Here is a 22,662-nt window from a genome sequence, read left to right on the forward strand (position 1 = left end):
CCCGAAGTCGCCGCCACCGCCGAAGTCTCCTCCGCCTCCGAAGTCGCCGAAGTCCCCGGAGTCGAAGTTCGAGCCGGACAGGTCGCCGCCCTCGTAGCCGCCGCCGAAGTCGCCGTAACCGGAGCCGTAGTCGGCCGCGTAGGCGGGCGTGGCCATCATGCTGCCGAGGACCGTGCCGACCAGCAGGCCGGGCAGCAGGCCGCCGCCGAAGTAGCCGCCGGCCCAGGGACCGTAGGCCGGGCCCGCGTCCCAGTAGGGGCGGCGGCCCTGGTCGGTGTCGACCTCGCGCATCACCGGGTCCCGGCCGTCGGCCAGACGGGTGGCGTCCGCGGCGCAGACCGGGACCTCGCGCGGGGCGCCGCCCGGCGGCGTCCAGGTGGCGTCGGTGACGGAGGGGCCGTGGCGGGGGTCGAAGAAGCAGGGGACCCGGCGCTCGGGCAGCGGCCGGCCCTCGCGGCGCGCGGCGAGCTGGGCCAGGGAGAAGCGGCCGTCCTCCACGGCCTGGGTGACCGCCCGTACGTCCTCGGGTCTGGTGGCCGCGGCCATCAACGACTTCGCCTGCTCGTACGCGTCCAGCGCCCGCTCGTAGTCGGCGCGCATGGCGTCGTCGGCGCCCGTCTCGGCGGGGTGGAAGTCCAGCCGGTCCAGTTCCTCGCCGAACGCCGTGATGTCCTCGTCCACGACGACCCGCAGCTTCTCCAGCGCGGCCCGCTGCTCCTCCGCGTGCCGGCGCCGGTTGCGCCGCACCAGCGTGTACGCGCCCGCGCCACCGGCCACGAGCACCGCGCCGACGGTGAGCAGGGCTGTGCTCGACACCCCGCCGCCGTCGTCCTCGGACCGCCAGGTCGAGGGGGCCGAGCCGCCCATGTTGGTGACCGCGGCGGCGGTGAAGTCGGTCAACTGGGTGCGGGTGTCCTCGCCCTCGACGGTGGTCACCAGATTCCGTACGGCCGCCCTCGGCAGGACCGAGGAGTCGGCGCGGGCGTCGAAGGCGTCACCGAGCCGGACCGCGTAGACGCCGGTGATGCCGGTCGCCGTGCGCAGCTTGGTGAACAGGTCCTGCTTGGGGTAGTCGGCGGGGAGCACCGCGACGAACAGCGGCTTGTCCGCCTTCGTGATCCGGTCCGCCAGGGCGTCCGCGTCCTTGGCGGAGAACTGGGCCGCGGCGGCCGGATCGACGTAGACCGGGTTCTCGCGGAGGGCCTGGCCGATCTCCGAGACGCCGGTGGCGGCCGGAGTGGCCGAAGCGGGCGGGGCGGCCCCCGCCAGGGCGGCCAGCGCCATCAGCACCAGGGCGAACAGCAGCCCCGGGAGGCTTCGGGTCCGTACTACGGCCTGCGCGGTGGCCTTCATACTTCGACGCTACCCGAAGCCTCCCGAAAGAGACCTGCCCGGCCGTCCTCAGGCCGCCCGGTACGCCTCCGTCAGCTTCCGCACCGCCTCTCCGTAGCGTCCGGTCGCGAGGAGGTGGTCGGCGTCGGCGAAGGGCGCGGCGAAGGCGGGGGTGATCCGCCCGTCCGCCTTCCGCTGGACGATCAGCCGGGCCTTCTCGACCAGGGCGCGGCCCCTGTCGTCGGCGCCGGCCCGCTCGGCGGCCCCGGCCGCGACCGCGAGCGCCCGGAGCGTGGCCGTCCCGCCTTGCGGGACCTTGGTGAGGGTGGTCAGGCCCCAGCCGTACGGGAACTGCGGGTCGTACGTCGGGTCTCCGACGTTGATCGGCAGCTGGGCCTCGGACCGCGGCCAGGTGACGGGCAGCCTGCCGGTGAAGGCTCGCCGGCCGTACAGGACGTCCGCGACGCCGTCGCCCTCGGTGCCCGGCAGCCAGGAGGCGACCAGGGCGTCGATGTCGCCGAGCCGGTCCCCGACGAGCTGCGGCCGCCCGGAGACGATCAGCACCGCGCACCTCATGGCCGCGCACACCTTGTCGACGGCGGCCCGATCGGCGGCGGACAGCTCCAGGTCGTGGCCGTTGCCGACGTCCCCGACGCCCTCGGCGTAGGGGGTCTCGCCGACGACGACCACACCGACGTCGTAGCCGGCGGTCGGGGCGGAGGCGTCCTGGGAGTACGTCAGCGCGGCGGAGTTCTTCCGCATCGCCTCCAGGATCGTCGTGCCGGGGGTGATGTCACCGGAGGAGCCCTGCCAGGTGACGGTCCAGCCGCCGCTCTGGTTGCCGATGTCGTCGGCGTTCGATCCGGCGACGTACACCTTCTGCGACTTCCTCAGCGGGAGCACGCCCCCGGCGTTCTTCAGCAGCACCTGCGAGGCGGCGGCCGCCTCCCGCGCCACGGCCCGGTGCCCGGCGGAACCGATCCTCGCGGCGCCGCTCGTGTCGGCGTACGGCTTCTCGAAGAGCCCGAGCCGGAACTTCTGCGTGAGGATGCGGGAGACGGCGTCGTCGATCCGCCGCTCGCTGACGCGCCCGGCCCGCACCTCCGCGACGAGCGCGGTGCGGAAGTCCTTGTAGGCGTACGGCGCCATGACCATGTCGACACCCGCGTTGACGGAGGTCCGGACGTCCGAGGCGTAGTCGCCGGGGATCTGGTCGATGCCGTTCCAGTCGCTGATGACGAAGCCGTCGAAGCCGAGCCTGCCCTTGAGGACCCCGTTGATCATGTCGGCGCGGGCGTGCATCTTCACCGGGCCCTGGCCGTCGCCGACGATGTCGAGCGAGGAGTACGACGGCATGACCGTGCCGACGCCCCGGTCCACGGCCGACCGGTAGGGAGCGAGGTGGACCGCCTCCAGCTGCTTGCGGGTGACCGTGGTGACGCCCTGGTCGATGGTGTAGGTGCCGGTGGTGGAGGAGCCGTACGCGGTGCCGCCGTCGCCGACGAAGTGCTTGGCGGTGGCGAGGACCTTGTCGTCGTCCTTCAGGTCGCGTCCGTCGCGGGCGCCCTGGAGGCCCTGGATGACGGTTTCCATGGTCTCGACGAGGGCCGGGTCCTCGCCGAAGGACTCGTAGGAGCGGCCCCAGCGTTCGTCACGGGTGACGCAGAGGCAGGGCGCAAAGTCCCAGGGGACGCCGGTGGCGCGGACCTCGGCGGCGGTCACGGCCCCGGTCCGCTCGGCGAGCCGGGGATCGCGGGTCGCCCCGATGCCGATGTTGTGCGGCATGACCGTGGCGCCGACCAGGTTGTTGTGGCCGTGCACGGCGTCGACGCCGTAGATGAGCGGGATCTGGAACCGGGTCGCCTGTGCCCGGAGTTGGAAGGAGTCGATCATCCTCGCCCACGCCTCGGCGGTGTTCGGCGTGGGGGTCGAACCGCCGCCGGAGAGCAGCGAGCCGAGGTCCTCGGCGGTGATGTCGGCCCCGGTCCCGACGGCTCCGCGCTCGGCCTGGGTCATCTGGCCGGCCTTCTCCGCGAGGGACATGCGGGAGAGGAGGTCCGCGACCCGCTTGCGCACCGGGAGCTTGGCGTTCAGATACGGCAGCCCGTGCGCGTCGATCACGACCTGCGGGGTCTCGGCGGGGGCCTTGGCGCCGGTCACGGTGAGCCTGAGCGGGACGGTCTCGGCGGTCTCGGCGGCCGCCTTGTCCTTGAGGGTGTGGACCCGGACGGTGCGGGTGGTGCCGGAGGCGGTGCCCGCCGGGAAGGTCAACTCGCCTTTCACAGGCGTGTAGTCGGAGTTCGAGGCGGTGCCGCCGGCCGTCTCGTAGGCGACGGTCACGGGCTCGTCGATCGGTGCGGATCCGGTGGTGGCGACGGTGACCTTCACGGCGGCCGTGCCGCCCTCGTCGACCGGGTACACGGCGGAGTCGGTGAGCACCGAGGCGCGCAGCGACTGGTCGGCCTTCCCGTACAACTCGACGCCGTCCAGGGCGAACCGGCCCGGTGCGCCGACGGGCAGGGTGAGGGCGTACCCCCACATCTGCGTCAGTCCGAGGACGTGGTCGATGCCGCCGACGGGCTGGTAGTCGGTCCGGTACACGAAGTCCGTGAACGGGATCTCGATCTGCTTCCAGCCGGTGAAGTCGTCGGTGAAGGACGTCGTCCACAGCTCGGAGGCCTCGCCGTTGGCGCCGCCGTCCTTGAGTTCGAGGGCGATCTTCCTGCCGTTGTCCTGTCCCTCCCACCAGAGCCGGATGCCCTTGTGGGCGGACCAGTCGTGGGCGGGCTCGGCGAAGGCGAAGTCGTGCGTGAAGCCGCCGTAGCCGCTGATGTCGTAGGTGCCGGAGAGGACCTGGTCCCCCTCCGGGGCGTCGTCGCGCCTGCTCAGCGCGAGAGTCGGCGGGTCGTCGGTGTCGCCGCCCCAGGTGAAGATGCCGCCCGCGGGCGGGTTCGCGAAGGGCACCTCGCCCTCGAAGCGGTCGACGGGGATCGGGGGCGGATCGTCGGCGGCCCGGGCGACGGCCAGGGGCAGCAGGGAGGTGAGCAGGGCGGCGGAGACGAGCAGGGCGGTTCTTCGCATGGACCTTCCCTCGGCTCTCAGGATTCACTCAGGACTTACCTCACGGCGTGAGTGAACTGAGGGCACGCGGGTCCGTCAAGACACCCGTCGGCCATGAGCCCTCGGCGAGGCCGGCGAGGCCGGCGAGTTCGCCGAGGGCTCCAACGGGCCCTACTCGGCCGGCTCCACGCCCGCCCGCAGCAACCCGTAGGTGTACGCGTCCTCCAGGGCCTGCCAGGAGGCCGCGATGACGTTCTCGGCGACGCCGACCGTCGACCACTCGCCCGAGCCGTCCGACGTGGAGATCAGGACGCGGGTGGTGGACTGGGTGCCGTGGACGCCTTCGAGGATGCGGACCTTGTAGTCGACGAGGTCGAGCTTGGCGAGCTGGGGGTAGATCTTCTCCAGGGCCACGCGCAGGGCGCGGTCGAGGGCGTTGACCGGGCCGTTGCCCTCGGCGGTGGCGACGATGCGCTCGCCCTTGGCGAAGAGCTTGACCGTGGCCTCGTTGGCGTGGGAGCCGTCGGGGCGGTCCTCGACGATCGCGCGCCAGGACTCGACGGAGAAGTACTTGAGGGGCCCGCCCTGGACCTCGGCGCGCAGCAGGAGTTCGAAGGAGGCGTCCGCCGCCTCGTACGTGTAGCCCTTGAGCTCGCGCTCCTTGACCCGCTCGACGACCCGGCCGACCAGCTCGCGGTCGCCACCGAGGTCGATGCCGAGCTCCTTGCCCTTGAGCTCGATCGAGGCGCGGCCCGCCATGTCGGAGACCAGCATCCGCATGGTGTTGCCGACCTGCTCGGGGTCGATGTGCTGGTAGAGGTCGGGGTCGACCTTGATCGCCGAGGCGTGCAGCCCCGCCTTGTGGGCGAAGGCCGAGACGCCGACGTAGGGCTGGTGGGTGGAGGGGGTGAGGTTGACGACCTCGGCGATGGCGTGCGAGATCCTCGTCATCTCGCGGAGCCTGCCGTCGGGGAGGACCTTCTTGCCGTACTTCAGCTCCAGGGCCGCGACGACCGGGAACAGGTTGGCGTTGCCGACCCGCTCGCCGTAGCCGTTCGCCGTGCACTGCACGTGGGTCGCACCCGCGTCCACGGCGGCGAGGGTGTTCGCGACCGCGCAGCCCGTGTCGTCCTGGGCGTGGATGCCCAGGCGGGCGCCGGTGTCGGCGAGGACGGTGGAGACCACGGCCTGGATCTGCGCCGGGAGCATGCCGCCGTTGGTGTCGCAGAGGATGACGACGGAGGCGCCGGCCTCCGAGGCCGCCCGTACGACGGCCTTCGCGTACTCCGGGTTCGCCCGGTAGCCGTCGAAGAAGTGCTCGCAGTCGACGAAGACCCTGCGGCCCTGCTCGCGCAGGTACGACACGGTGTCGCGGACCATCTCCAGGTTCTCGTCCAGGGTGGTCCGCAGGGCCAGCTCGACGTGCCGGTCGTGCGACTTGGCGACCAGGGTGATCACCTCGGCGCCCGAGTCCAGCAGCGCCTTGACCTGCGGGTCCTCGGAGGCCTTGGCCCCGGCCCGGCGGGTCGCGCCGAACGCGACGAGTTGGGCGTGCTTGAAGTCGATCTCCTCGCGGGCCCGGGCGAAGAACTCGGTGTCCCGCGGGTTGGCGCCGGGCCAGCCGCCCTCGATGAAGCCCACGCCGAAGTCGTCCAGGTGCCGTGCGATGGCCAGCTTGTCCGCGACGGTGAGGTTGATGCCCTCCCGCTGGGCGCCGTCGCGCAGGGTGGTGTCGAAGACGTGGAACTGATCGTCGAGCTCACTGGTTGCGGTCATGGTCTCAAGGCTCCTGAGGATCGATCTCGGTCGTACCGGAATGACCGGCTCCACCGCCCCCACATACTCCCTCGCGCTCTCGCCTCCGGCTGCGGGTGGGCCAGAAAAAGCGAAAAACCCCTCGCGGGTGCGAGAGGTCTGCGCGCGGGTCGAGGACGACGGTGTCCGCCCGTACCTGGTCGTACGTGGCGGTCACTGCGGACCGGCGCGCCTGCTGCCAATAATCATGGCGAACGAGAGCACGGGGGAAGTCTGGCACAGACCGCCCCCGTGCTCACCCTCCGTCTCAGGATGCGAGCACTGCGCAGCTCATCGGAGGTGTCGTACGAACACGTCGGTGCCGTCGTTGGTGTCGCCGGCCGGGATCAGCGTCGGGTCGGCGGACTGGAAGAGGATCCGGCGGGCCCCGTCGGCGATCCGGCCCGGCAGGACGTCGGCCGTCGCGGTGCCCCCGGTGGTGTCGGGGGTGACGAGGGTGGTGGTGCCCTTCCTCAGGTCCCTCAGATAGACGGGGTATTCCTTGCCGTACCGGCTGCCGGGCTCGGTCACCTCCGACGTGAAGGTGAGCCAGCGGCCGTCGGCGCTGATCGCCGCGCCCCGGGTGAAGACCTCACCGGGGCCGCCCTGGGTGCCGTGGACGCGCTGGTTGGTGCCGGTGCGGACGGTGTGCACGAACACGTTCCAGCTCGCGTCGGTGTCGCCGGGGACCAGGTGGGTGTCCCGGGACTCGAAGACGACCGTGCGGCCGTCGCCACTGATCGACGGGTTCAGCGACTCCTTCTCGGTCCCCGAGCCGTCGTAGGAGCGGTCGATCTGGATGTGCTCGCCCGTGGTGCGGTCGTACATCCAGACGTCGCCCCAGTCGTCGCCGCGCGGGCCGTTCGCATAGTTGTACTGGTAGACGATCCGGCGCCCGTCGTCGCTGACCGTCGGCTGGAAGGCGTTGCGCGGCTCCCAGGTCGGTCTGGGGTGACTGATCCGCTCGGTGGTGCCCTTGAGGCGGTCGCGCAGGAAGACCACGCTGGTGTGCTCGGTGGTGTCCTGGAGGGTGTAGACGGCGTAGCGGCCGTCAGGGCTGACGGAGATCTCGGCGGGCCGCCCGCCGAAGCCCTCGGGCACCTCGATGCCGAACCCGACCCGCTTGCCGGTGTCGATGTCGTCGATCCACACCTCCGAGGAGTCCGCACGGTACTCGGCGTAGACGTAGCGGCCGTCGTCCAGGACCGCCACGAGGCCCCCGAAACCGGCGAAGCGGAGCTTGCCGGTGTGCGGGTCGCGCAGGTACATGCCGCTGTGCGGCACCTTCGGGTCCAGGTCCTCGGCGTCCGACGTCAGGGCGATGTGGCGGCCGTTGCGGCTGATGACCGCGGTGCGGGTGACGCCGTTGCCCGCCTTGCCCTCCGGGGTGACGCTGACGGGTTCGGTGTGCGGGGCCCTGGGTGCGGCGTCCGCCGCGGGGCCCGTGAGTGCCGCGGTGGCGAGGGCCGCGAGGAGCGCGGCCGCGAGGCGTTTCCTGCTGTGCATGGTGGTTCCCCCGTGTCCGGTCGTTGTCATTGCACTGTCCGCAGGAACACGTCCGTCACCCCGTCGGTGTCCCCCTCCACCAGATCGGGTGACGCCGACTCGAACGCGACGACCGTGCCGTCGGCGTTGACGGAGGGGTGTCCGGCCGGCCGGTCGTTGCGGCCGCCCCAGCGGTCGACGCTGATCAACTGGCGCTTTCCTGTGGAGAGTTCGAGCGCGTACACGGACCCGCCCGAGGTGTACGCCACCCGGGTGCCGTCTCCCGACAGTGAGGGCTCGGTGCCCCCGACCCGGGTCGTGGTGCCGGTGTCGAGATCACGGACGGCGGAGGTGCGGCCCTGCTGGTAGGCGATCCTGCGGCCGTCCGCGCCGAGGGAGGGTGCCGTCGCGTGCGCCGCGGCCTTCTCCAGGGCGCCGGTGTCCAGGTCACGGACGTACACGGAGCCGCCCTGCTCGAAGGCGACGTACCGGCCGGAGTAGTCGACCGACGGATGTCCCGCGGCCTCGCCGGTGGGGGCGCTGACCACGTCGGTGTCACCGCCGTTGAACTCGAAGCGGTACACACGGGGTTGCGGATCCGGGTCGGCGCCGGTGGCGGGGAGGGTCGCCGCGAAGGTGAGCCACTGGCAGGTGGGGTTCACCACGGGCTGTCCCATCCAGGTGAAGCGGACGCCCTCGTAGGAGCCCAGGCTGGTGAGCTTGCCGACCGAGCGGTTGCGGACGTGGACGCCCGGACCGCCGTCGGCGGAGGGGGCGACATAGCCGACCATGCGGCCGCTGTAGCAGGGCGTGCCCTCGGACGAGGGTTTCTGGCCTTCCGAGTTGACCTTCGACAACCCGCCGGGGGTGCTCACGAACACGTCGCCCTCCGACGTGAAGGAGACCACCTTGTTCTCCCCCGTCACCGGGTCGTGGGACGCCCCGGCGGGGCCGGCGATCCGCTCGGTGACGGACGGCATCGGCGCCGGGTTCCTCCGCAGGGCGCCGGAGAAGACGAACACGTCGGACTCCCCGTTGGTGTCGCCCGGCACCAGATGGGAGGCCGACGAACGGAACACCACCGCACGGCCCTTGGCGGTCAGCCCGTTGTCCGGCACCTGCGCGTCCCGCGGCAGAGCGGCCCCGCGCGCCCCGGTGCGCAGGTCCCGCACGCGCGTGCCGTCCTCGCCGGAGACGACGGCGTAGCGGCCGTCCGCCGTGGCCGGGCCGGGGTTCCCGTCGGCCACCCGCCGATTCGTGCCCGTGCGCAGGTCGTGGACGTACAGGCCGCTCTCGGCGTCGAGGAGGACTCGGCGGCCGTCCGCGGTGATGCGGACCAGGTGGGCGGCTCCGAGGCCGGTGTCCACCTGGGTCCGCTCGCCCGTAGTCCGGTCCCTGACGTAGACGTCGGCGGGATCCTGCTCGCTGTCGACGCGCAGACCGTACGCGACCCGCGTGCCGTCGCCGCTCACCGAGGCCCCGATCTTCTGGCCCTCCTCGGCCGGCGAGACCAGTGCGTCGGTGCCGGTGGCCGTGTCGCGGACGTACAGCAGCCGGGTGCTCGCGTCGCCGTTGCGGTTCCCGAGGGTGTATGCGACGTGCGTGCCGTCCGGGCTGATCGACTCCGCGTGCCCCAACTCGTTGGGACCGGGCGGGTCCTGGGGCCACAGCCTCTCCGCACGGCCGGTGGCGCGGTCGTACAGGTACGGGGCCGGGAAGCGGGTGCCCGCCGAGAAGGCGATACGGCTCCCGTCGGCGCTCGGCTCCGGTGAGCTGTACGTGTGGCCGCTGCCGAGGTCGATCTTCGTGACCTCGCCGCCGGACACGTCCTTCACGAGCAGGCAGGGCGTGAAGCGGGCGCAGCCGAAGCTCGGGGCGCGGGACACGAACGCGACTCGGCGGCCGTCGGCGCTGATCGCGGCGTCGCCCGACGGTCCGTCGGCCTGGCTGCCGTCGGCGGCGGTGCTCACGCGCTCGGTACGGGACGCGGTGGCGGGGCGGTCGGCGTGGGATGCGGCAGAGGCGTTGGCGCCGGCGGTCGCGACGAGCAGGGCCGCGCCCAAGAGGCACACGGCGGCTCTGGACATGTTTCCCCCCTGTGGTGTCCAGGAACGCTGGTGGTCCTTTCGAGGCAAACCCACCGGCGACCACAGGGTCAATCGGCCTTATTGCGTACAACCCGGGCGGAAGGTCACGCGTCCGCGAGGAGGCTCTCGTCGAGGAACTCCCGTACGTGGCCGAGAATCGTCCCCCGGTCCGTCCCGCGCAGCCCGATCGCCACGTGGATGGAGAAGCCGTCCAGGAGGGCCCGCAGCCGGGCCGCGAAACGGTCCGGGTCGACCGCGCGGAACTCGCCCAGCGAGACCCCCTCCGCGAGCAGCGCGACCAGGTCACGGTGCCAGGCGCCCTCGATCGCGGCCTGCCGGTCACGGGCGGCCGCGTCGGCGGCGGCGCTCTGCGAACGGTTCCAGACCTCCAGCCAGAGGGTCCAGTGCGGGTCCCGGTGGCCGTCCGGCACGTACAGGTCGACGTACGCGTCCAGCCGTGCACGGGCGGTCGCGGTGCGGTTGAGCAGCCGGGCGCGCTCGGCGCCGAGCCGCCCCTCGCTCCACTCCAGGGTGCGCAGCAGCAGTTCGTCCTTGGAGCGGAAGTAGTAGAGGAGATGGCCGCTGCTCATGCCGACCTCGCGGCCGAGCGCGGCCATGGTGAGCTTCTCCAGGCCCCGTTCCGCGATCATCTCCATGGCCGCCGCGAGGACCTCCTCGCGGGGCGGGGCCTGCCTGCGCCCACCGGCCATGTCCACTCCTCGCCCTAGGTCCTCGGCTGCTGCTGGGTGATGCAGTGGATGCCGCCACCGCCCGCGAAGATCGTACGGGCGTCGACCAGCGTCACCGTGCGCTCGGGGAACAGCCGCCGGAAGATGCCGGCCGCGGTCTCGTCGCGCGGGTCGTCGAAGCCGCAGAGCACCACGCCGCCGTTGCAGAGGTAGTGGTTGATGTAGGAGTGGTCGACCCAGTGGCCGTCGGCCTCCAGGACGGTCGGCGCGGGCACCTCGACGACCTCCAGACGGCGACCGCGGGCGTCGGTCGCCGACTTCAGCAGGCCTACGACCTCCTTGGTCACCTCGTGGTCCGGGTGCGCCGGGTCCGGCTGGACGTGCGCCACGACCACGCCGGGGCGGGCGAAGGCGGCGACGATGTCGACGTGGCCCTGGGTGCCGTACCTGCCGTAGTCGCCGGTCAGACCCCGCGGGAGCCAGATGGCGGTGGTGGTGCCGAGCTTGGCGTGGATCTCCGCCTCGACCTGTTCCCGGGTCCAGCCGGGGTTGCGGCCGGCGCCGAGCTGGACGGTGTCGGTGAGCAGGACGGTGCCCTCGCCGTCGACGTGGATCGCGCCGCCCTCGTTGACGAGCGGGCTGCCGAGCACCGGGACCCCGGCGAGGTCGGCGACCTGGCGGGCGATCTTCGAGTCGTGCTCCCAGCGGGCCCAGTCCTGGCCGCCCCAGCCGTTGAACACCCAGTCCACGGCGGCCAGTCGGCCCTGCTCGTCCTTGACGAAGGTCGGGCCGATGTCGCGCATCCAGGCGTCGTCGAGCTCGCGCTCCACGAGTTCCACGTCCGGGCCGAGCAGGGCGCGCGCGGACTCGGCGTGCCCGGGGCCGTGCACCATCGTCACCGGTTCGAAGCGGCGCACCGCGCGGGCCACGGACGCCCAGGCGGCGCGGGCCGCGGCCAGCTCGCCGTCGTCGGCGAAGGTCGGGTTGGGGCCGGGCCAGGCCATCCAGGTGCGTTCGTGCGGGGCCCATTCGGGCGGCATGCGGTAGGTCATCGGGGGTCCTGGGTGTCCTAGAGGAAGTACAGGCGGTTGAGGGAGACCGAGTCGGCCGGCGCGGAGGACAGCGGCTCCCCGTCCAGCGTCACCAGGCCGGTGCGTCCGTCGACGTCCACAGCGCCGGTACGGGAGTTGAGGCGCAGGTCGGCCGGTCCGATGCCGCGGGTGCCGTGCACGGCGACCCTTCTCCTGCGGGTGGGCATCCGGTCGTCGCCCTGGTCGAGGGCGGCCCGGGCGACGAAGGCGACGGAGAGTTCGGCGGGGGTGGCGCCGTGCGCCCCGAACTGCGGTCCGAGGACGAGGGGTTCGCAGGTGTCGGTGGCCGCGCCGGGGTCACCGACCACGCCGTAGGCCGGGAAACCGGACTTCAGGACGAGCTGCGGCTTGGCGCCGAAGTACTCCGGCCGCCACAGCACGAGGTCGGCCAGCTTGCCCACCTCGATCGAGCCGACCTCGTGCGAGAGACCGTGCGCGATGGCCGGGTTGACGGTCAGCTTGGCGATGTAGCGCAGCACGCGCTCGTTGTCGTGCTCCTCGGGCGCCCCGAACTCGGCCTTCATCTTCCCGGCCATCGCGAACGTGCGCCGGACCGTCTCCCCGGCCCGCCCCATGCCCTGCGCGTCCGAGGAGGTGATGCCGATGGCGCCCAGGTCGTGCAGCACGTCCTCGGCGCCCATGGTCCCGGCGCGGATGCGGTCGCGGGCCATGGCGGCGTCACCGGGCAGGTCGGTCTTGAGGTCGTGGACCGAGACGATCATGCCGTAGTGCTCGGCGACGGCGTCCCGGCCGAAGGGCAGGGTGGGGTTGGTGGAGGAGCCGATGACGTTCGGGACGCCGGCCATCTTCAGCACGTTCGGCACGTGTCCGCCGCCGCAGCCCTCGATGTGGAAGGCGTGGATCGTGCGGCCCTCCAGCACCTTCAGGGTGTCCTCGACGGACAGGCACTCGTTCAACCCGTCGCTGTGCAGGGCGACCTGGACGTCGTGCTCCTCGGCGACCCGCAGCGCGGTGTCCAGGGCGCGGGTGTGGGCGCCCATGTCCTCGTGCACCTTGAAGCCGCAGGCGCCGCCCTCGGCGAGGGCCTCGACCAGAGGGGCCTCGTGGGAGGACGAACCCCGGCCCAGGAAGCCGATGTTGACGGGCCAGGCGTCGAAGGCGCCGAACGCATGCCGGAGCGCCCAGGGCGAGTTGACGCCGACGCCCCACACCGGCCCGAACTCCTGCCCGATGATCGTGGTCACCCCGGACGCCAGCGAGGCCTCCATGATCCGCGGCGACAGCAGGTGGACATGGGTGTCGACGGCTCCCGCGGTGGCGATGAGCCCCTCGCCGGACACGATGGAGGTGCCGGTGCCGACGACGACGTCGACCCCGTCGAGGGTGTCGGGGTTGCCGGCCCGCCCGATCGAGCAGATCCGCCCCTCGCGGATGCCGATGGAGACCTTCCGGATGCCCTGCACGGCGTCGATCACGACGACGTTGCTGACGACGACGTCACAGGTCTCCCGCACGGCGGTGGCCTTGAGGTGCAGCCCGTCCCGCGCGGTCTTGCCGAACCCGGCGAGGAACTCGTCGCCGTAGCGCTGCGCGTCCTCCTCGACCCGGATCACCAGCCCCGAGTCGCCGAGGCGCACCCGGTCGCCGGCCCGGGGGCCGTGGGTGGCGGCGTACTCGTGGGGGGTGAGGCGGCGCGCCTCGGCGGGGTGACCTCCGGGGCGGCTCATCGGGCGCTCCCCTCGTCGAGCGTTCCCGGCTCACCGCCGTGCTCCCCCGCGCCCAGGTAGCCGCACGCCGCAGCCCGCCGCAGCGCCTCCTCGCGCGCACCGGGCGCGTCCAGCGGTCCGTCGACCAGGCCCGCGAAACCGACGGCCACCCGAGCCCCGCCGATCGGCACCAGGCCGACCTCTGCCGACTCCCCCGGCCCGAACCGCACCGACGAGCCGGCCGGCACCGCGAGCCGCATGCCGTACGCCTCGGCCCGCGGGAAGTCCAGGCGCGGGTTGGCCTCGAAGAAGTGGAAGTGGGAGGTGACGGAGACGGGCACGGCGGCGGTGTTGGTGACCGTCAGCCGGACGACCGGCTCGGGCTCGGCGTGCTCGGGCCCCGGCAGCAGCGCGCCGGGCGCCCGTTCGCCGAGGCCCCCGCCGATCGGGTCGCTGACGACCGCGAGCCGCGAACCGTCGTCGAAGACCGCCTCGACGTGCACCTCGGTGACGACGTCGGCGACACCGGGCAGGACGTCGTCGGGTCCGAGCACCGACCGGGCGCGCTCGACGGCCTCGGCCAGCCGGGCCCCGTCCCGGGCGGCCTCGCACACGGTGTCGGCGACGATCGCGGTCGCCTCCGGGACGTTCAGCCGCAGCCCGCGGGCCCTGCGCGCCCGCGCCAGTTCGGCGGCCCCGAAGAGCAGCAGCCGATCGCGTTCGGTGGGAGTCAGCCGCATGTCGGTCCCTTCGTTTTGAACGCCGCTCAAACTTTAGAGCGTCACTCTAACCGACGACTCCCCGGACATGGCAACGGCCCCGGCCTCCGTCGTGACGGAGGCCGGGGCCGGCCGGAGCGGGAGCGGTCGGGGCTCAGCCCAGCTTGTGCATCCAGCCGTGCTTGTCCTCCCGGACACCGCGCTGGATGCCGAGCAGCGCCTCGCGCAGCTTCTGGGTGACCTCGCCGGGCATGCCGTCGCCGTGGCTCCAGGCGTCCGTCTTCGTCTTGACGTGGCCGATCGGCGTGACGACGGCCGCGGTGCCGCAGGCGAAGACCTCGGTGAGGGCGCCGGAGGCGGCGTCGGCGCGCCACTGGTCGAGGGTGATCACACCCTCCTCGGCGGTGTAACCGAGGTCCCGGGCGACCTGGAGGAGGGAGTCGCGGGTGATGCCCTCGAGGATGGAACCCGTGAGCGACGGCGTGACGATCCGGTCGCCGTAGACGAAGGCGATGTTCATGGAGCCGGACTCCTCGACCTTGGTGCGGGTCACCGCGTCGAGGTAGACGACCTGGTCGCAGCCGTTGGCGGCGGCCTCGGCCTGCGGGAGGAGGGAGGCCGCGTAGTTGCCGCCGGTCTTGGCGTCGCCGGTGCCGCCGGGGACCGCGCGGACGTAGTCCTCGGAGACCCAGATGGTGACCGGCTTGACGCCCCCGGCGAAGTACGCGCCGGACGGGGAGGCGATCAGCATGAAGAGGTACTCGTTGGCCGGGTGGACGCCGAGCGCGGCCTCCGTGGCGAACATGAACGGGCGCAGGTAGAGGGACTCCTCGCCACCGTGCGGCGGGACCCAGTCGGCGTCCTGGCCGATCAGCGCGTCCAGGGCCTCGATGAACAGCTCCTCCGGCAGCTCGGCCATCGCCATCCGGCGGGCGGAGTTGCGGAAGCGGCGCGCGTTGGCCTCGGGACGGAACACGGCGACCGAGCCGTCGGCCTGGCGGTAGGCCTTCAGGCCCTCGAAGATCTCCTGGCCGTAGTGGAGCACGTGCGTGGAGGGGTCGAGGGAGATCGGGCCGTACGGGACGAGCTGCGCGTCGTGCCAGCCGCGCCCCTCGGTCCACTTGATCGTCACCATGTGGTCGGTGAAGTGGCGGCCGAACCCGGGGTTGGCCAGGATCGCCTCGCGCTCGGCGGCGGAGAGCGGGCTGGCGGAGGGCTTGAGCTCGATCGTGGGCGTCGTCATGAGTGGTTGTCCTTCACCGGTTGTGTAGTGACGGGCCGCGCTCACGCCCTTTTACTGTCAGTGACCAGTGCTAGGACGTCCGAGCATTCCCTCATTCCGCGGCTCCGCGTTCGATTATCGCAAGCGGGGAGCCGGGGAAGAAACGGCGTGAAATGCGACCCGGGGGATGATGGTGACACCCGGCGGCGGACATGCGAAAGCCGCCGGGTGCGAGTGACCCGGCGGCTTCGAATGCTTTTCGAGTGGCCCGCCCGGTCAGCCGGCTACTCGTACGGCCAGCGCGTCGCCGATCTCGGCGGTGCTGCGGGCGGGCTTGCCGATGGGGGCACCTCCCATGCCCTTAAGGCTATGGGGGCGCTCGGCGAGGTCGGCGGAGACCGCCTCCTCGATGCGGGCGGCCTCGGCCTCGTAGCCGAGGTGGCGCAGCAGCAGGGCGACGGACAGGACCGTGGCGGTGGGGTCGGCCTTGCCCTGGCCGGCGATGTCCGGGGCCGAGCCGTGGACGGGCTCGAACATGGACGGGAACTCGCCGCTCGGGTTGATGTTCCCGGAGGCGGCGACGCCGATGCCGCCGGAGACGGCCGCGGCGAGGTCGGTGATGATGTCGCCGAAGAGGTTGTCGGTGACGATCACGTCGAAGCGCGCGGGGTCGGTGACCAGGTAGATGGTCGCCGCGTCCACGTGGATGTAGTCGGTGGTGACCTCGGGGAACTCCTGGGCCACCTTGTTGAAGATGTTCGTCCACAGGTGGCCCGCGAAGGTGAGCACGTTGTTCTTGTGGACCAGCGTGAGCTTCTTGCGGGGGCGGGCCTGGGCGCGGGCGAAGGCGTCACGGACCACGCGCTCGACACCGAAGGCCGTGTTCACGGAGACCTCGGTGGCGACCTCGTGCTCGGTGCCCTTGCGGATGGTGCCGCCGTTGCCGGTGTAGGGGCCCTCGGTGCCCTCGCGGACGACCACGAAGTCGATGGCGGGCTCGCCCTTGAGGGGGGTGTCGACACCGGGGAGCAGCTTCGAGGGACGCAGGTTCACGTGGTGGTCGAAGGCGAAGCGGAGCTTGAGGAGGAAGCCGCGCTCCAGCACGCCGGACGGGACCGAGGGGTCGCCGATGGCACCCAGCAGGATCGCGTCGTGCTTCTTCAGCGCGTCGAGGTCGGCGTCGGTGAGGGTCTCACCGGTGGCGTGGTAGCGCCGGGCGCCGAAGTCGAAGTCCTTGGTCTCCAGCTTCACATCCTGCGGAAGGACGGCGGAGAGGACCTTCAGACCTTCGGCCACGACCTCCTGGCCGATGCCGTCACCGGGGATCACTGCGAGATTGATGCTGCGAGACATGCGGGAACCCTACTCCTCGTCCCATGGGATGACACCGCGTGTCCGCGATACGGACATCGGCGCGGGCCGTGGGCGTCAGCCCTTCGACTGACGTTCACCCTCAGGTGTGGCGGTCGTTGAGGTCCGCTGGGAACTTCACAGCCATGGACCTCCCCGACTTCGGCATTCCGCCCCGGCTCGCGCAGCGCATGAGCATGGCCGAGCAGCACGAGTACCTGCGGACGAAGCTGACCCGCCGTCGGACGCTGGTGACCGCGGGCGCGATGGCGGGCGGCCTGCTGACGGGCTGCTCCACCAGGGCGTCGTCCACCGCCGGACCCTCCTCCGCGACCTCGGTGCACGGCTCCGCCGCAGCGCCCTTCGGCCGCCATCTCGCCTTCGGCGCCGACCCGAGGACCCAGATGCGGATCTCGTGGCAGGTCCCGCTCGCGGTCCGCAAGCCGTACGTCCGTGTCGGCACGAGGCCCGACGGCCTGGGCCACCGGATCGAGGCCGAGCTGCGCGACCTGCACACCCCCGGCCAGACCGGCGTACGCCTCGCCCTCGACCAGTACTACCTGCACGCGGCCCTGGACGGACTGCTCCCCGGCACGACGTACTACTACGGCGTCGGCCACGAGGGCTTCGACCCGGCGGACGCGGCACACCGCGCGACCGTCACCAGCTTCCGCACGGCCCCGGCGAGCCCGGAGCGGTTCGTCTTCACCGCCTTCGGCGACCAGGGGGTCGGCACCGCGGCGGCCGCCAACGACAACCTCCTGCTGCGCCAGAAGCCCGCCTTCCACCTGCACGCCGGCGACATCTGCTACGCCGACGCCAACGGCCGGGGCCGGACGTCGGACGGCTACGACCCGGGCTTCTGGGACCTGTTCCTCAAGCAGAACGAGGAGGTCGCGCGGAGCGTGCCGTGGATGGTCACCACCGGCAACCACGACATGGAGGCCTGGTACTCCCCCGACGGCTACGGCGGCCAGCTCGCCCGCTGGTCCCTCCCGGAGAGCGGCTTCGACCCGCGCTCGGCGCCGGGTGCGTACTCCTTCACGTACGGCAACGTCGGCGTGGTGGCGCTGGACGCGAACGACGTGTCGTACGAGATCCCCGCCAACTTCGGTCACACGGACGGAAAGCAGACGAAGTGGCTGGACAGGAGGCTGGGTGAGCTGCGGGCGGCCGCGGATGTCGACTTCGTCGTCGTCTGCTTCCACCACTGCGCGTACTCGACGTCCTCGCACGCCTCCGACGGCGGGGTGCGCGCCGAGTGGCTCCCGCTGTTCGAGAAGCACCAGGTGGACCTGGTGATCAACGGGCACAACCACGTCTACGAGCGCACGGACGCGATCCGCGGCGGCGAGGTGGGCCGGCCGGTGCCGGTCGGCGGCGCCACCGACCCGACGCGGGACGGGATCGTGTACGTCACGGCCGGCGGGGGCGGCCGGGATCTGTACGGCTTCCCCGCGGGGGTGAAGGAGAGCTACGAGGGGCACGTGCACGACCACGAGTCCGTCGAGACGTTCCAGTGGACGAGGTCGCAGCAGCCGCGGAAGGAGACCGTGGAGTGGTCGCGGGTGCGCTACCGCGGGTTCTCACTGCTCTCGGTGGCGGCGGAGAGCGGGCCCCGGCCGCGGCTGACGGTGTCGGCGCTCGCACAGAACGGGGAGCGGATCGACCACTTCGAGGTGCGGCGCGGGGCCTGACGGGCCCGCGCCACACCTCTCACGGGTGCGGCTCCCGGCTGGAGGGGACCGGTCAGTGACCGGTCGAGCCGCCGTTGTCACGGCGGTCGAGGGCGCGCTGCAGGGCTGCGGCGGCGTTCTTGCGGTCGGACTCGCTCGTACGGGAGGTGTGACGGACTCGACGGCGGGCGGTCGTCTCGGCCATGAGGAATCGACTCCTTCGAATGCACGGAGGGGGACAACGAGACGCCGGAGGGGCGGGGAGCGACGGGCCGCAGGGGTTGCCTGCACGGGGCCCGGCTCACGACCGCCATTCGCTTGATCGAGCGAGACGTTCGGCTCCTACAAAGCTAAGGGAGGAGGCCCGGTCTGTCTCCACAATTACTCGGACTTCCTACTATCTGAGACGGCGGAGTGGATCACCCTCCGCTGACCTGCGGTTTCACCGAGGACGAAGGAGCACCCGGGAGAGCCGGGAGGCAGTCGCACGGTCCTGCTGCGCTGTCCAGGCCGAAGTGGTGCCGTACGGCGTCCAGGTCCCTGTCCGGTGATCACGGTCATGCCCGCATGGTGCGCGCACGAAGGGGCCGGGCGACAGCCCGGCCCCTTCTCGTCGGCTGACGTGGTGTCAGCCCATGTGCGGGTAGCCGTAGTCGGTCGGCGGGACCAGGGTCTCCTTGATGGCGCGGGTCAGGGTCCAGCGCTGGAGGTTCTGGGGGGCGCCGGCCTTGTCGTTGGTGCCGGAGGCGCGGCCGCCGCCGAAGGGCTGCTGGCCGACGACGGCACCGGTCGACTTGTCGTTGATGTAGAAGTTGCCGGCCGCGTAGCGCAGCTTCTCCATCGTGTACGCCGCCGCCGCGCGGTCGGACGCGATCACCGAGCCGGTGAGGGCGTAGTCGGACGCCGACTCCATCTGGGTCAGCATCTCCTCGTACTTCTCGTCCTCGTAGACGTGCACCGCGAGGAAGGGGCCGAAGTACTCAGTGGTGAAGACCTCGTTCTCCGGGTCCGTGCACTCGACGACGGTCGGGCGGACGAACCAGCCGACCGAGTCGTCGTAGGTGCCGCCCGCGACGATCGTGCAGGTGGGGTCGGACTTCGCGCGGTCGATCGCCGCCTTGCTCTTGGCGAAGGCCCGCTCGTCGATGACCGCGCCGATGAAGTTGGACAGGTCGGTGACGTCACCCATGCGGATGCCGTCGACCTCGGCCGCGAACTCCTCGCGGAAGCCGCTGTTCCAGATCGAGGCCGGGATGTAGGCCCGGGAGGTCGCCGAGCACTTCTGGCCCTGGTACTCGAAGGCGCCGCGGGTCAGGGCGGTCTTGAGGATCGCGCGGTCGGCCGAGGGGTGGGCGACGACGAAGTCCTTGCCGCCGGTCTCGCCCACCAGGCGCGGGTAGGTCCGGTACTTCTCGATGTTCGCGCCGACCGTCTTCCACAGGTGCTGGAAGGTCTTCGTCGACCCGGTGAAGTGGATGCCCGCGAGGTCGCGGTGCTCCAGGGCGACCTCGGACACGGCGATGCCGTCGCCGGTGACGAGGTTGATGACGCCCTTGGGCAGGCCCGCCTCCTCCAGGAGCTGCATGAGCAGCACGGCGGCGTGGGTCTGCGTCGGGGAGGGCTTCCAGACCACCACGTTGCCCATGAGCGCGGGCGCGGTGGGCAGGTTGCCCGCGATGGCCGTGAAGTTGAACGGCGTGATCGCGTAGACGAAGCCTTCGAGGGGGCGGTGGTCGAGGCGGTTCCAGACGCCGGGGGCGTTCGCCGGGGGCTGCTCGGCGAGCAGGTCACGTGCGTACTTGACGTTGAAGCGCCAGAAGTCGACGAGCTCGCAGGGCGTGTCGATCTCGGCCTGCTGGGCGGTCTTGGACTGGCCGAGCATGGTGGAGGCGGCCAGCGTCTCGCGCCAGGGGCCGGAGAGCAGCTCGGCGGCGCGCAGGATGATCGCGGCACGGTCGTCGAAGGACATCGCGCGCCAGGCGGGCGCGGCGGTGAGGGCCGCGTCGATGGCGTCCCGGGCGTCCTGCTGGGTGGCGTTGCGGAGGGTGCCGAGGACGGCCTTGTGGTTGTGCGGCTGCACGACCTGGAAGGGCTCGCCGCCGCCCATGCGCTTCTCGCCGCCGATGGTCATCGGCAGGTCGACCGGGTTGTCGGCCAGCTCCTTGAGCTTCGCCTCCAGCCGGGCCCGCTCGGGCGAACCGGGGGCGTAGCCGTGCACCGGCTCGTTGACGGGGGTGGGGACCTGGGTCACAGCGTCCATGAGATCCGTAACTCCTTGAACTTGAGCGGGTGTTCGGGCTCAGCCCTTGCTGATCATGCTGCGGACGAAGAAACGCAGGTTCGCCGGCTTCTCCGCGAGCCGCCGCATGAAGTAGCCGTACCAGTCGGTGCCGTAGGCGGTGTAGACGCGCATGCGGTGGCCCTCGGCGGCCAGGCGCAGGTGTTCGTCGCCGCGGATGCCGTAGAGCATCTGGAACTCGTACTCGTCGGGCTTGCGGCCCGCCTGGCGGGCGAGTTCCTGCGCGATGGAGATCAGGCGCGGGTCGTGGGAGCCGACCATCGGGTATCCCTCGCCCTCCATGAGGATGCGCAGGACCCGGACGTACGCCTTGTCGATCTCGTGCTTCTGCTGGTAGGCGACCTCGGCGGGCTCCTTGTACGCGCCCTTCACGAGCCGCACCCGGCTGCCGGCCTCGGCCAGTCGGCGGGCGTCGGCCTCGGTGCGGAAGAGGTAGGCCTGGATCACACAGCCGGTCTGCGGGAAGTCCTTCCGCAGTTCCTCGTGGATGGCGAACATCGAGTCGAGGGTGGTGTGGTCCTCGGCGTCCAGGGTGACGGTCGTCCCGATGGCGGCGGCGGCCTCGACGACCGGCCGGACGTTGGCGAGCGCGAGCTCATGGCCGCCGTGGAGCGCCTGGCCGAACATGGACAGCTTGACGGACATCTCCACCCGCTCGCCGAGACCGAGGTCGCGCAGCCGGTCGATCAGCTCCAGGTAGGCGTCCCGGGCGGCGCCGGCCTGCTCGGGCGTGGTGATGTCCTCGCCGACGACATCCATCGTCAGCTCCAGGCCGCGGCCGGTGAGCTCCTCGATGATCGGCACCACGTCGTCGACGCTCTCACCCGGGATGAAGCGGTCGACGACCTGCTTGGTCACCGGGGCCGCCGAGATCAGACGTCGCATCCGGTCGCTGCGCGACGCGGCAAGAATCACGGGACCCAGCACGGGGCACCTCCACAGACCAGCAGATAGAACCACCGTGAAACCTAAGGATCCCTCCGATCGTGGGCCATCGACACCTGTCACGCATCCGTGCCGCAGATCTCAGACAGATGTATGAAGCGCGGTGTTTTTGCGCGAGAATGCCCGGGTGACAGGGGACTACAAGGGTGACTACCAGGAGCTGGTCGACGAGATCTCGGAGCTCCTGGGCGCGCCGGCGACCCTGGAGAACCGCGACTTCGAGCTGATCGCCTTCGGGGTGTACGACAGCGAGGGCGACCTCGATCCGTCGGCGCTGGACCCCGTCCGCACCCGCTCGATCCTGACCCGGCGTTCCACGGCCGCGGTCCGGACGTGGTTCGAGGGCTTCGGCATCACACGGGCGAGCGCCCCGGTACGCATCCCGCCGACCCCGGAGGCGGGGGTGTACCGGGGGCGGATCTGCCTCCCCGTCCGCCATCGGGGGGTCGTGCTCGGCTACGTCTGGCTCCTGGACTCCGATCCCGGTCCGACCGACCGGCAACTGGACGCGGCCATGCGGGTGACGGCCCGGATCGGCGCGCTGCTCGCGGACGAGGCGCAGCACGGGGCCGACCTGAGCCGGGAGCTGCGGGCGGTGCTGACCGCCGAGCGCGGCTGGCAGGCCGACATGGCGGTGGCGGCCCTGCGCACGGAGCTGGGCTCCCGCGGCGACGGCCCGTACGCCGTGGTGTGCGTCGCCCCGTGGCCGTCCGCCGATCCGGACGACGCCCCCTCGGCGCGTACGGTCCCGCACGCGACGGCCCTGTGCACGGTGCCGTGGGGCACCTCGGCCCAGTCCCTCGCCGTGCTGGTGCGCCTGCGCGCGACGGACACCCCGACACCGGCGACCTCGGCGGCGGCACGGCTGCTGGAACGGGCGCGGGCCGCGGAGACGGGACGCGGGGGCGGTCGAGGGGCGGACGGTCGCGACGGTGGTGAGCCGGGGCCGGCCAGGTCCGGCGTGGCCGACGCCGGCCGGTCCGCGCCGACCGGGAACAAGGGCGGCGGCAGCGGACCGGCCCCCGGTGCCGGGCCCGCCGGTGTCGCCGCGGGTGTCGCCGCCGCCCGCGTGGGCCTCGCCGAGCTGGCCACCGCCTGGCAGGAGGCCTCGGCCGCGGCCCGGGCGGCGCTCGCGGAACCGGGGTTCGGGCCGGTCGCGGAGTGGTCCGGCATCGGCCCGTACCGTCTGCTGACCGCGCTGCCCCCGGACACGGCCCACGACCCCGCCGTACGCCCCCTCCTCTCC

At 71.9% G+C, this 22,662-nt stretch carries 16 protein-coding genes; 2 read left to right on the forward strand and 14 right to left on the reverse strand.

Features of this window, described 5'->3' with window-relative positions:
- From AOJ26_RS18020 to AOJ26_RS18070, 11 genes are all read right to left on the reverse strand, one after another.
- Positions 1 to 1,353 (reverse strand): hypothetical protein (locus tag AOJ26_RS18020; RefSeq protein ID WP_053849336.1); only part of this gene is annotated, 1,353 nt, incomplete at its 3' end.
- A gap of 48 nt (positions 1,354 to 1,401) precedes the next feature.
- On the reverse strand, positions 1,402 to 4,413 hold the full coding sequence (locus AOJ26_RS18025) for a glycoside hydrolase family 3 protein (RefSeq protein WP_053849337.1): 3,012 nt from the start codon (positions 4,411 to 4,413) through the stop codon (positions 1,402 to 1,404).
- 150 nt (positions 4,414 to 4,563) lie between these two features.
- Positions 4,564 to 6,168: a citramalate synthase gene (gene cimA, locus AOJ26_RS18030; protein ID WP_053849338.1), complete on the reverse strand. Its 1,605-nt coding sequence runs from the start codon at positions 6,166 to 6,168 to the stop codon at positions 4,564 to 4,566.
- A 309-nt stretch (positions 6,169 to 6,477) separates the two neighbouring features.
- Entirely contained in the window at positions 6,478 to 7,692 is a 1,215-nt protein-coding gene (locus tag AOJ26_RS18035) for a TolB family protein (RefSeq protein WP_053849339.1), read from the reverse strand.
- A gap of 26 nt (positions 7,693 to 7,718) precedes the next feature.
- Entirely contained in the window at positions 7,719 to 9,758 is a 2,040-nt protein-coding gene (locus AOJ26_RS18040) for a PD40 domain-containing protein (protein WP_053849340.1), read from the reverse strand.
- Positions 9,759 to 9,862: 104 nt separating this feature from the next.
- Positions 9,863 to 10,468, reverse strand: a complete 606-nt coding sequence (locus AOJ26_RS18045) for a TetR/AcrR family transcriptional regulator (RefSeq protein ID WP_053849341.1) — start codon at positions 10,466 to 10,468, stop codon at positions 9,863 to 9,865.
- Between the two features lie 14 nt (positions 10,469 to 10,482).
- Entirely contained in the window at positions 10,483 to 11,499 is a 1,017-nt protein-coding gene (locus tag AOJ26_RS18050; RefSeq protein WP_053849342.1) for an agmatine deiminase family protein, read from the reverse strand.
- Between the two features lie 17 nt (positions 11,500 to 11,516).
- Positions 11,517 to 13,226 carry an urease subunit alpha gene (locus AOJ26_RS18055; RefSeq protein ID WP_053849343.1) on the reverse strand — a complete coding sequence of 570 codons (1,710 nt, stop codon included), beginning with the start codon at positions 13,224 to 13,226 and terminating at the stop codon, positions 11,517 to 11,519.
- The gene (ureA, locus tag AOJ26_RS18060; RefSeq protein ID WP_053849344.1) at positions 13,223 to 13,945 is read right to left on the reverse strand and encodes an urease subunit gamma; all 723 of its coding nucleotides are present in this window, start codon (positions 13,943 to 13,945) and stop codon (positions 13,223 to 13,225) included. Before ureA ends, AOJ26_RS18055 begins: the two co-directional genes overlap by 4 nt.
- A 133-nt stretch (positions 13,946 to 14,078) precedes the next feature.
- Complete coding sequence (locus tag AOJ26_RS18065; RefSeq protein WP_053849345.1) at positions 14,079 to 15,167, reverse strand: branched-chain amino acid aminotransferase; 1,089 nt, start codon at positions 15,165 to 15,167, stop codon at positions 14,079 to 14,081.
- 255 nt (positions 15,168 to 15,422) lie between these two features.
- Positions 15,423 to 16,499 carry a 3-isopropylmalate dehydrogenase gene (locus AOJ26_RS18070; RefSeq protein ID WP_053849346.1) on the reverse strand — a complete coding sequence of 359 codons (1,077 nt, stop codon included), beginning with the start codon at positions 16,497 to 16,499 and terminating at the stop codon, positions 15,423 to 15,425.
- A gap of 143 nt (positions 16,500 to 16,642) precedes the next feature.
- Between AOJ26_RS18070 and AOJ26_RS18075 the strand changes: the two genes are divergently transcribed.
- Positions 16,643 to 18,193: a purple acid phosphatase family protein gene (locus AOJ26_RS18075; RefSeq protein WP_053849347.1), complete on the forward strand. Its 1,551-nt coding sequence runs from the start codon at positions 16,643 to 16,645 to the stop codon at positions 18,191 to 18,193.
- Between the two features lie 52 nt (positions 18,194 to 18,245).
- Here AOJ26_RS18075 and AOJ26_RS44920 read toward each other — a convergent pair whose 3' ends face one another.
- From AOJ26_RS44920 to AOJ26_RS18085, 3 genes are all read right to left on the reverse strand, one after another.
- Positions 18,246 to 18,377: a hypothetical protein gene (locus tag AOJ26_RS44920; RefSeq protein ID WP_020121043.1), complete on the reverse strand. Its 132-nt coding sequence runs from the start codon at positions 18,375 to 18,377 to the stop codon at positions 18,246 to 18,248.
- Positions 18,378 to 18,800: 423 nt separating this feature from the next.
- Complete coding sequence (pruA, locus tag AOJ26_RS18080) at positions 18,801 to 20,432, reverse strand: L-glutamate gamma-semialdehyde dehydrogenase (RefSeq protein ID WP_053849348.1); 1,632 nt, start codon at positions 20,430 to 20,432, stop codon at positions 18,801 to 18,803.
- Between the two features lie 39 nt (positions 20,433 to 20,471).
- Positions 20,472 to 21,398, reverse strand: a complete 927-nt coding sequence (locus AOJ26_RS18085) for a proline dehydrogenase family protein (protein WP_053849349.1) — start codon at positions 21,396 to 21,398, stop codon at positions 20,472 to 20,474.
- A 145-nt stretch (positions 21,399 to 21,543) separates the two neighbouring features.
- On the opposite strand from AOJ26_RS18085, the gene AOJ26_RS18090 reads away from it, so the two are divergent.
- A partial coding sequence (locus AOJ26_RS18090) for a hypothetical protein (RefSeq protein WP_053849350.1) occupies positions 21,544 to 22,662 on the forward strand: 1,119 nt, incomplete at its 3' end.

The organism is Streptomyces sp. NRRL B-24085 (assembly GCF_001282115.1).
Taxonomy (GTDB): domain Bacteria; phylum Actinomycetota; class Actinomycetes; order Streptomycetales; family Streptomycetaceae; genus Streptomyces.

Bases quoted from the DNA above. Each gene is read 5' to 3' on its own strand.
- AOJ26_RS18025 (WP_053849337.1), bottom strand. From the start codon at position 4,413: ATGCGAAGAACCGCCCTGCTCGTCTCCGCCGCCCTGCTCACCTCCCTG.
- cimA (WP_053849338.1), bottom strand. From the start codon at position 6,168: ATGACCGCAACCAGTGAGCTCGACGATCAGTTCCACGTCTTCGACACC.
- AOJ26_RS18035 (WP_053849339.1), bottom strand. From the start codon at position 7,692: ATGCACAGCAGGAAACGCCTCGCGGCCGCGCTCCTCGCGGCCCTCGCC.
- AOJ26_RS18040 (WP_053849340.1), bottom strand. From the start codon at position 9,758: ATGTCCAGAGCCGCCGTGTGCCTCTTGGGCGCGGCCCTGCTCGTCGCG.
- AOJ26_RS18045 (WP_053849341.1), bottom strand. From the start codon at position 10,468: ATGGCCGGTGGGCGCAGGCAGGCCCCGCCCCGCGAGGAGGTCCTCGCG.
- AOJ26_RS18050 (WP_053849342.1), bottom strand. From the start codon at position 11,499: ATGACCTACCGCATGCCGCCCGAATGGGCCCCGCACGAACGCACCTGG.
- AOJ26_RS18055 (WP_053849343.1), bottom strand. From the start codon at position 13,226: ATGAGCCGCCCCGGAGGTCACCCCGCCGAGGCGCGCCGCCTCACCCCC.
- ureA (WP_053849344.1), bottom strand. From the start codon at position 13,945: ATGCGGCTGACTCCCACCGAACGCGATCGGCTGCTGCTCTTCGGGGCC.
- AOJ26_RS18065 (WP_053849345.1), bottom strand. From the start codon at position 15,167: ATGACGACGCCCACGATCGAGCTCAAGCCCTCCGCCAGCCCGCTCTCC.
- AOJ26_RS18070 (WP_053849346.1), bottom strand. From the start codon at position 16,499: ATGTCTCGCAGCATCAATCTCGCAGTGATCCCCGGTGACGGCATCGGC.
- AOJ26_RS18075 (WP_053849347.1), top strand. From the start codon at position 16,643: ATGGACCTCCCCGACTTCGGCATTCCGCCCCGGCTCGCGCAGCGCATG.
- AOJ26_RS44920 (WP_020121043.1), bottom strand. From the start codon at position 18,377: ATGGCCGAGACGACCGCCCGCCGTCGAGTCCGTCACACCTCCCGTACG.
- pruA (WP_053849348.1), bottom strand. From the start codon at position 20,432: ATGGACGCTGTGACCCAGGTCCCCACCCCCGTCAACGAGCCGGTGCAC.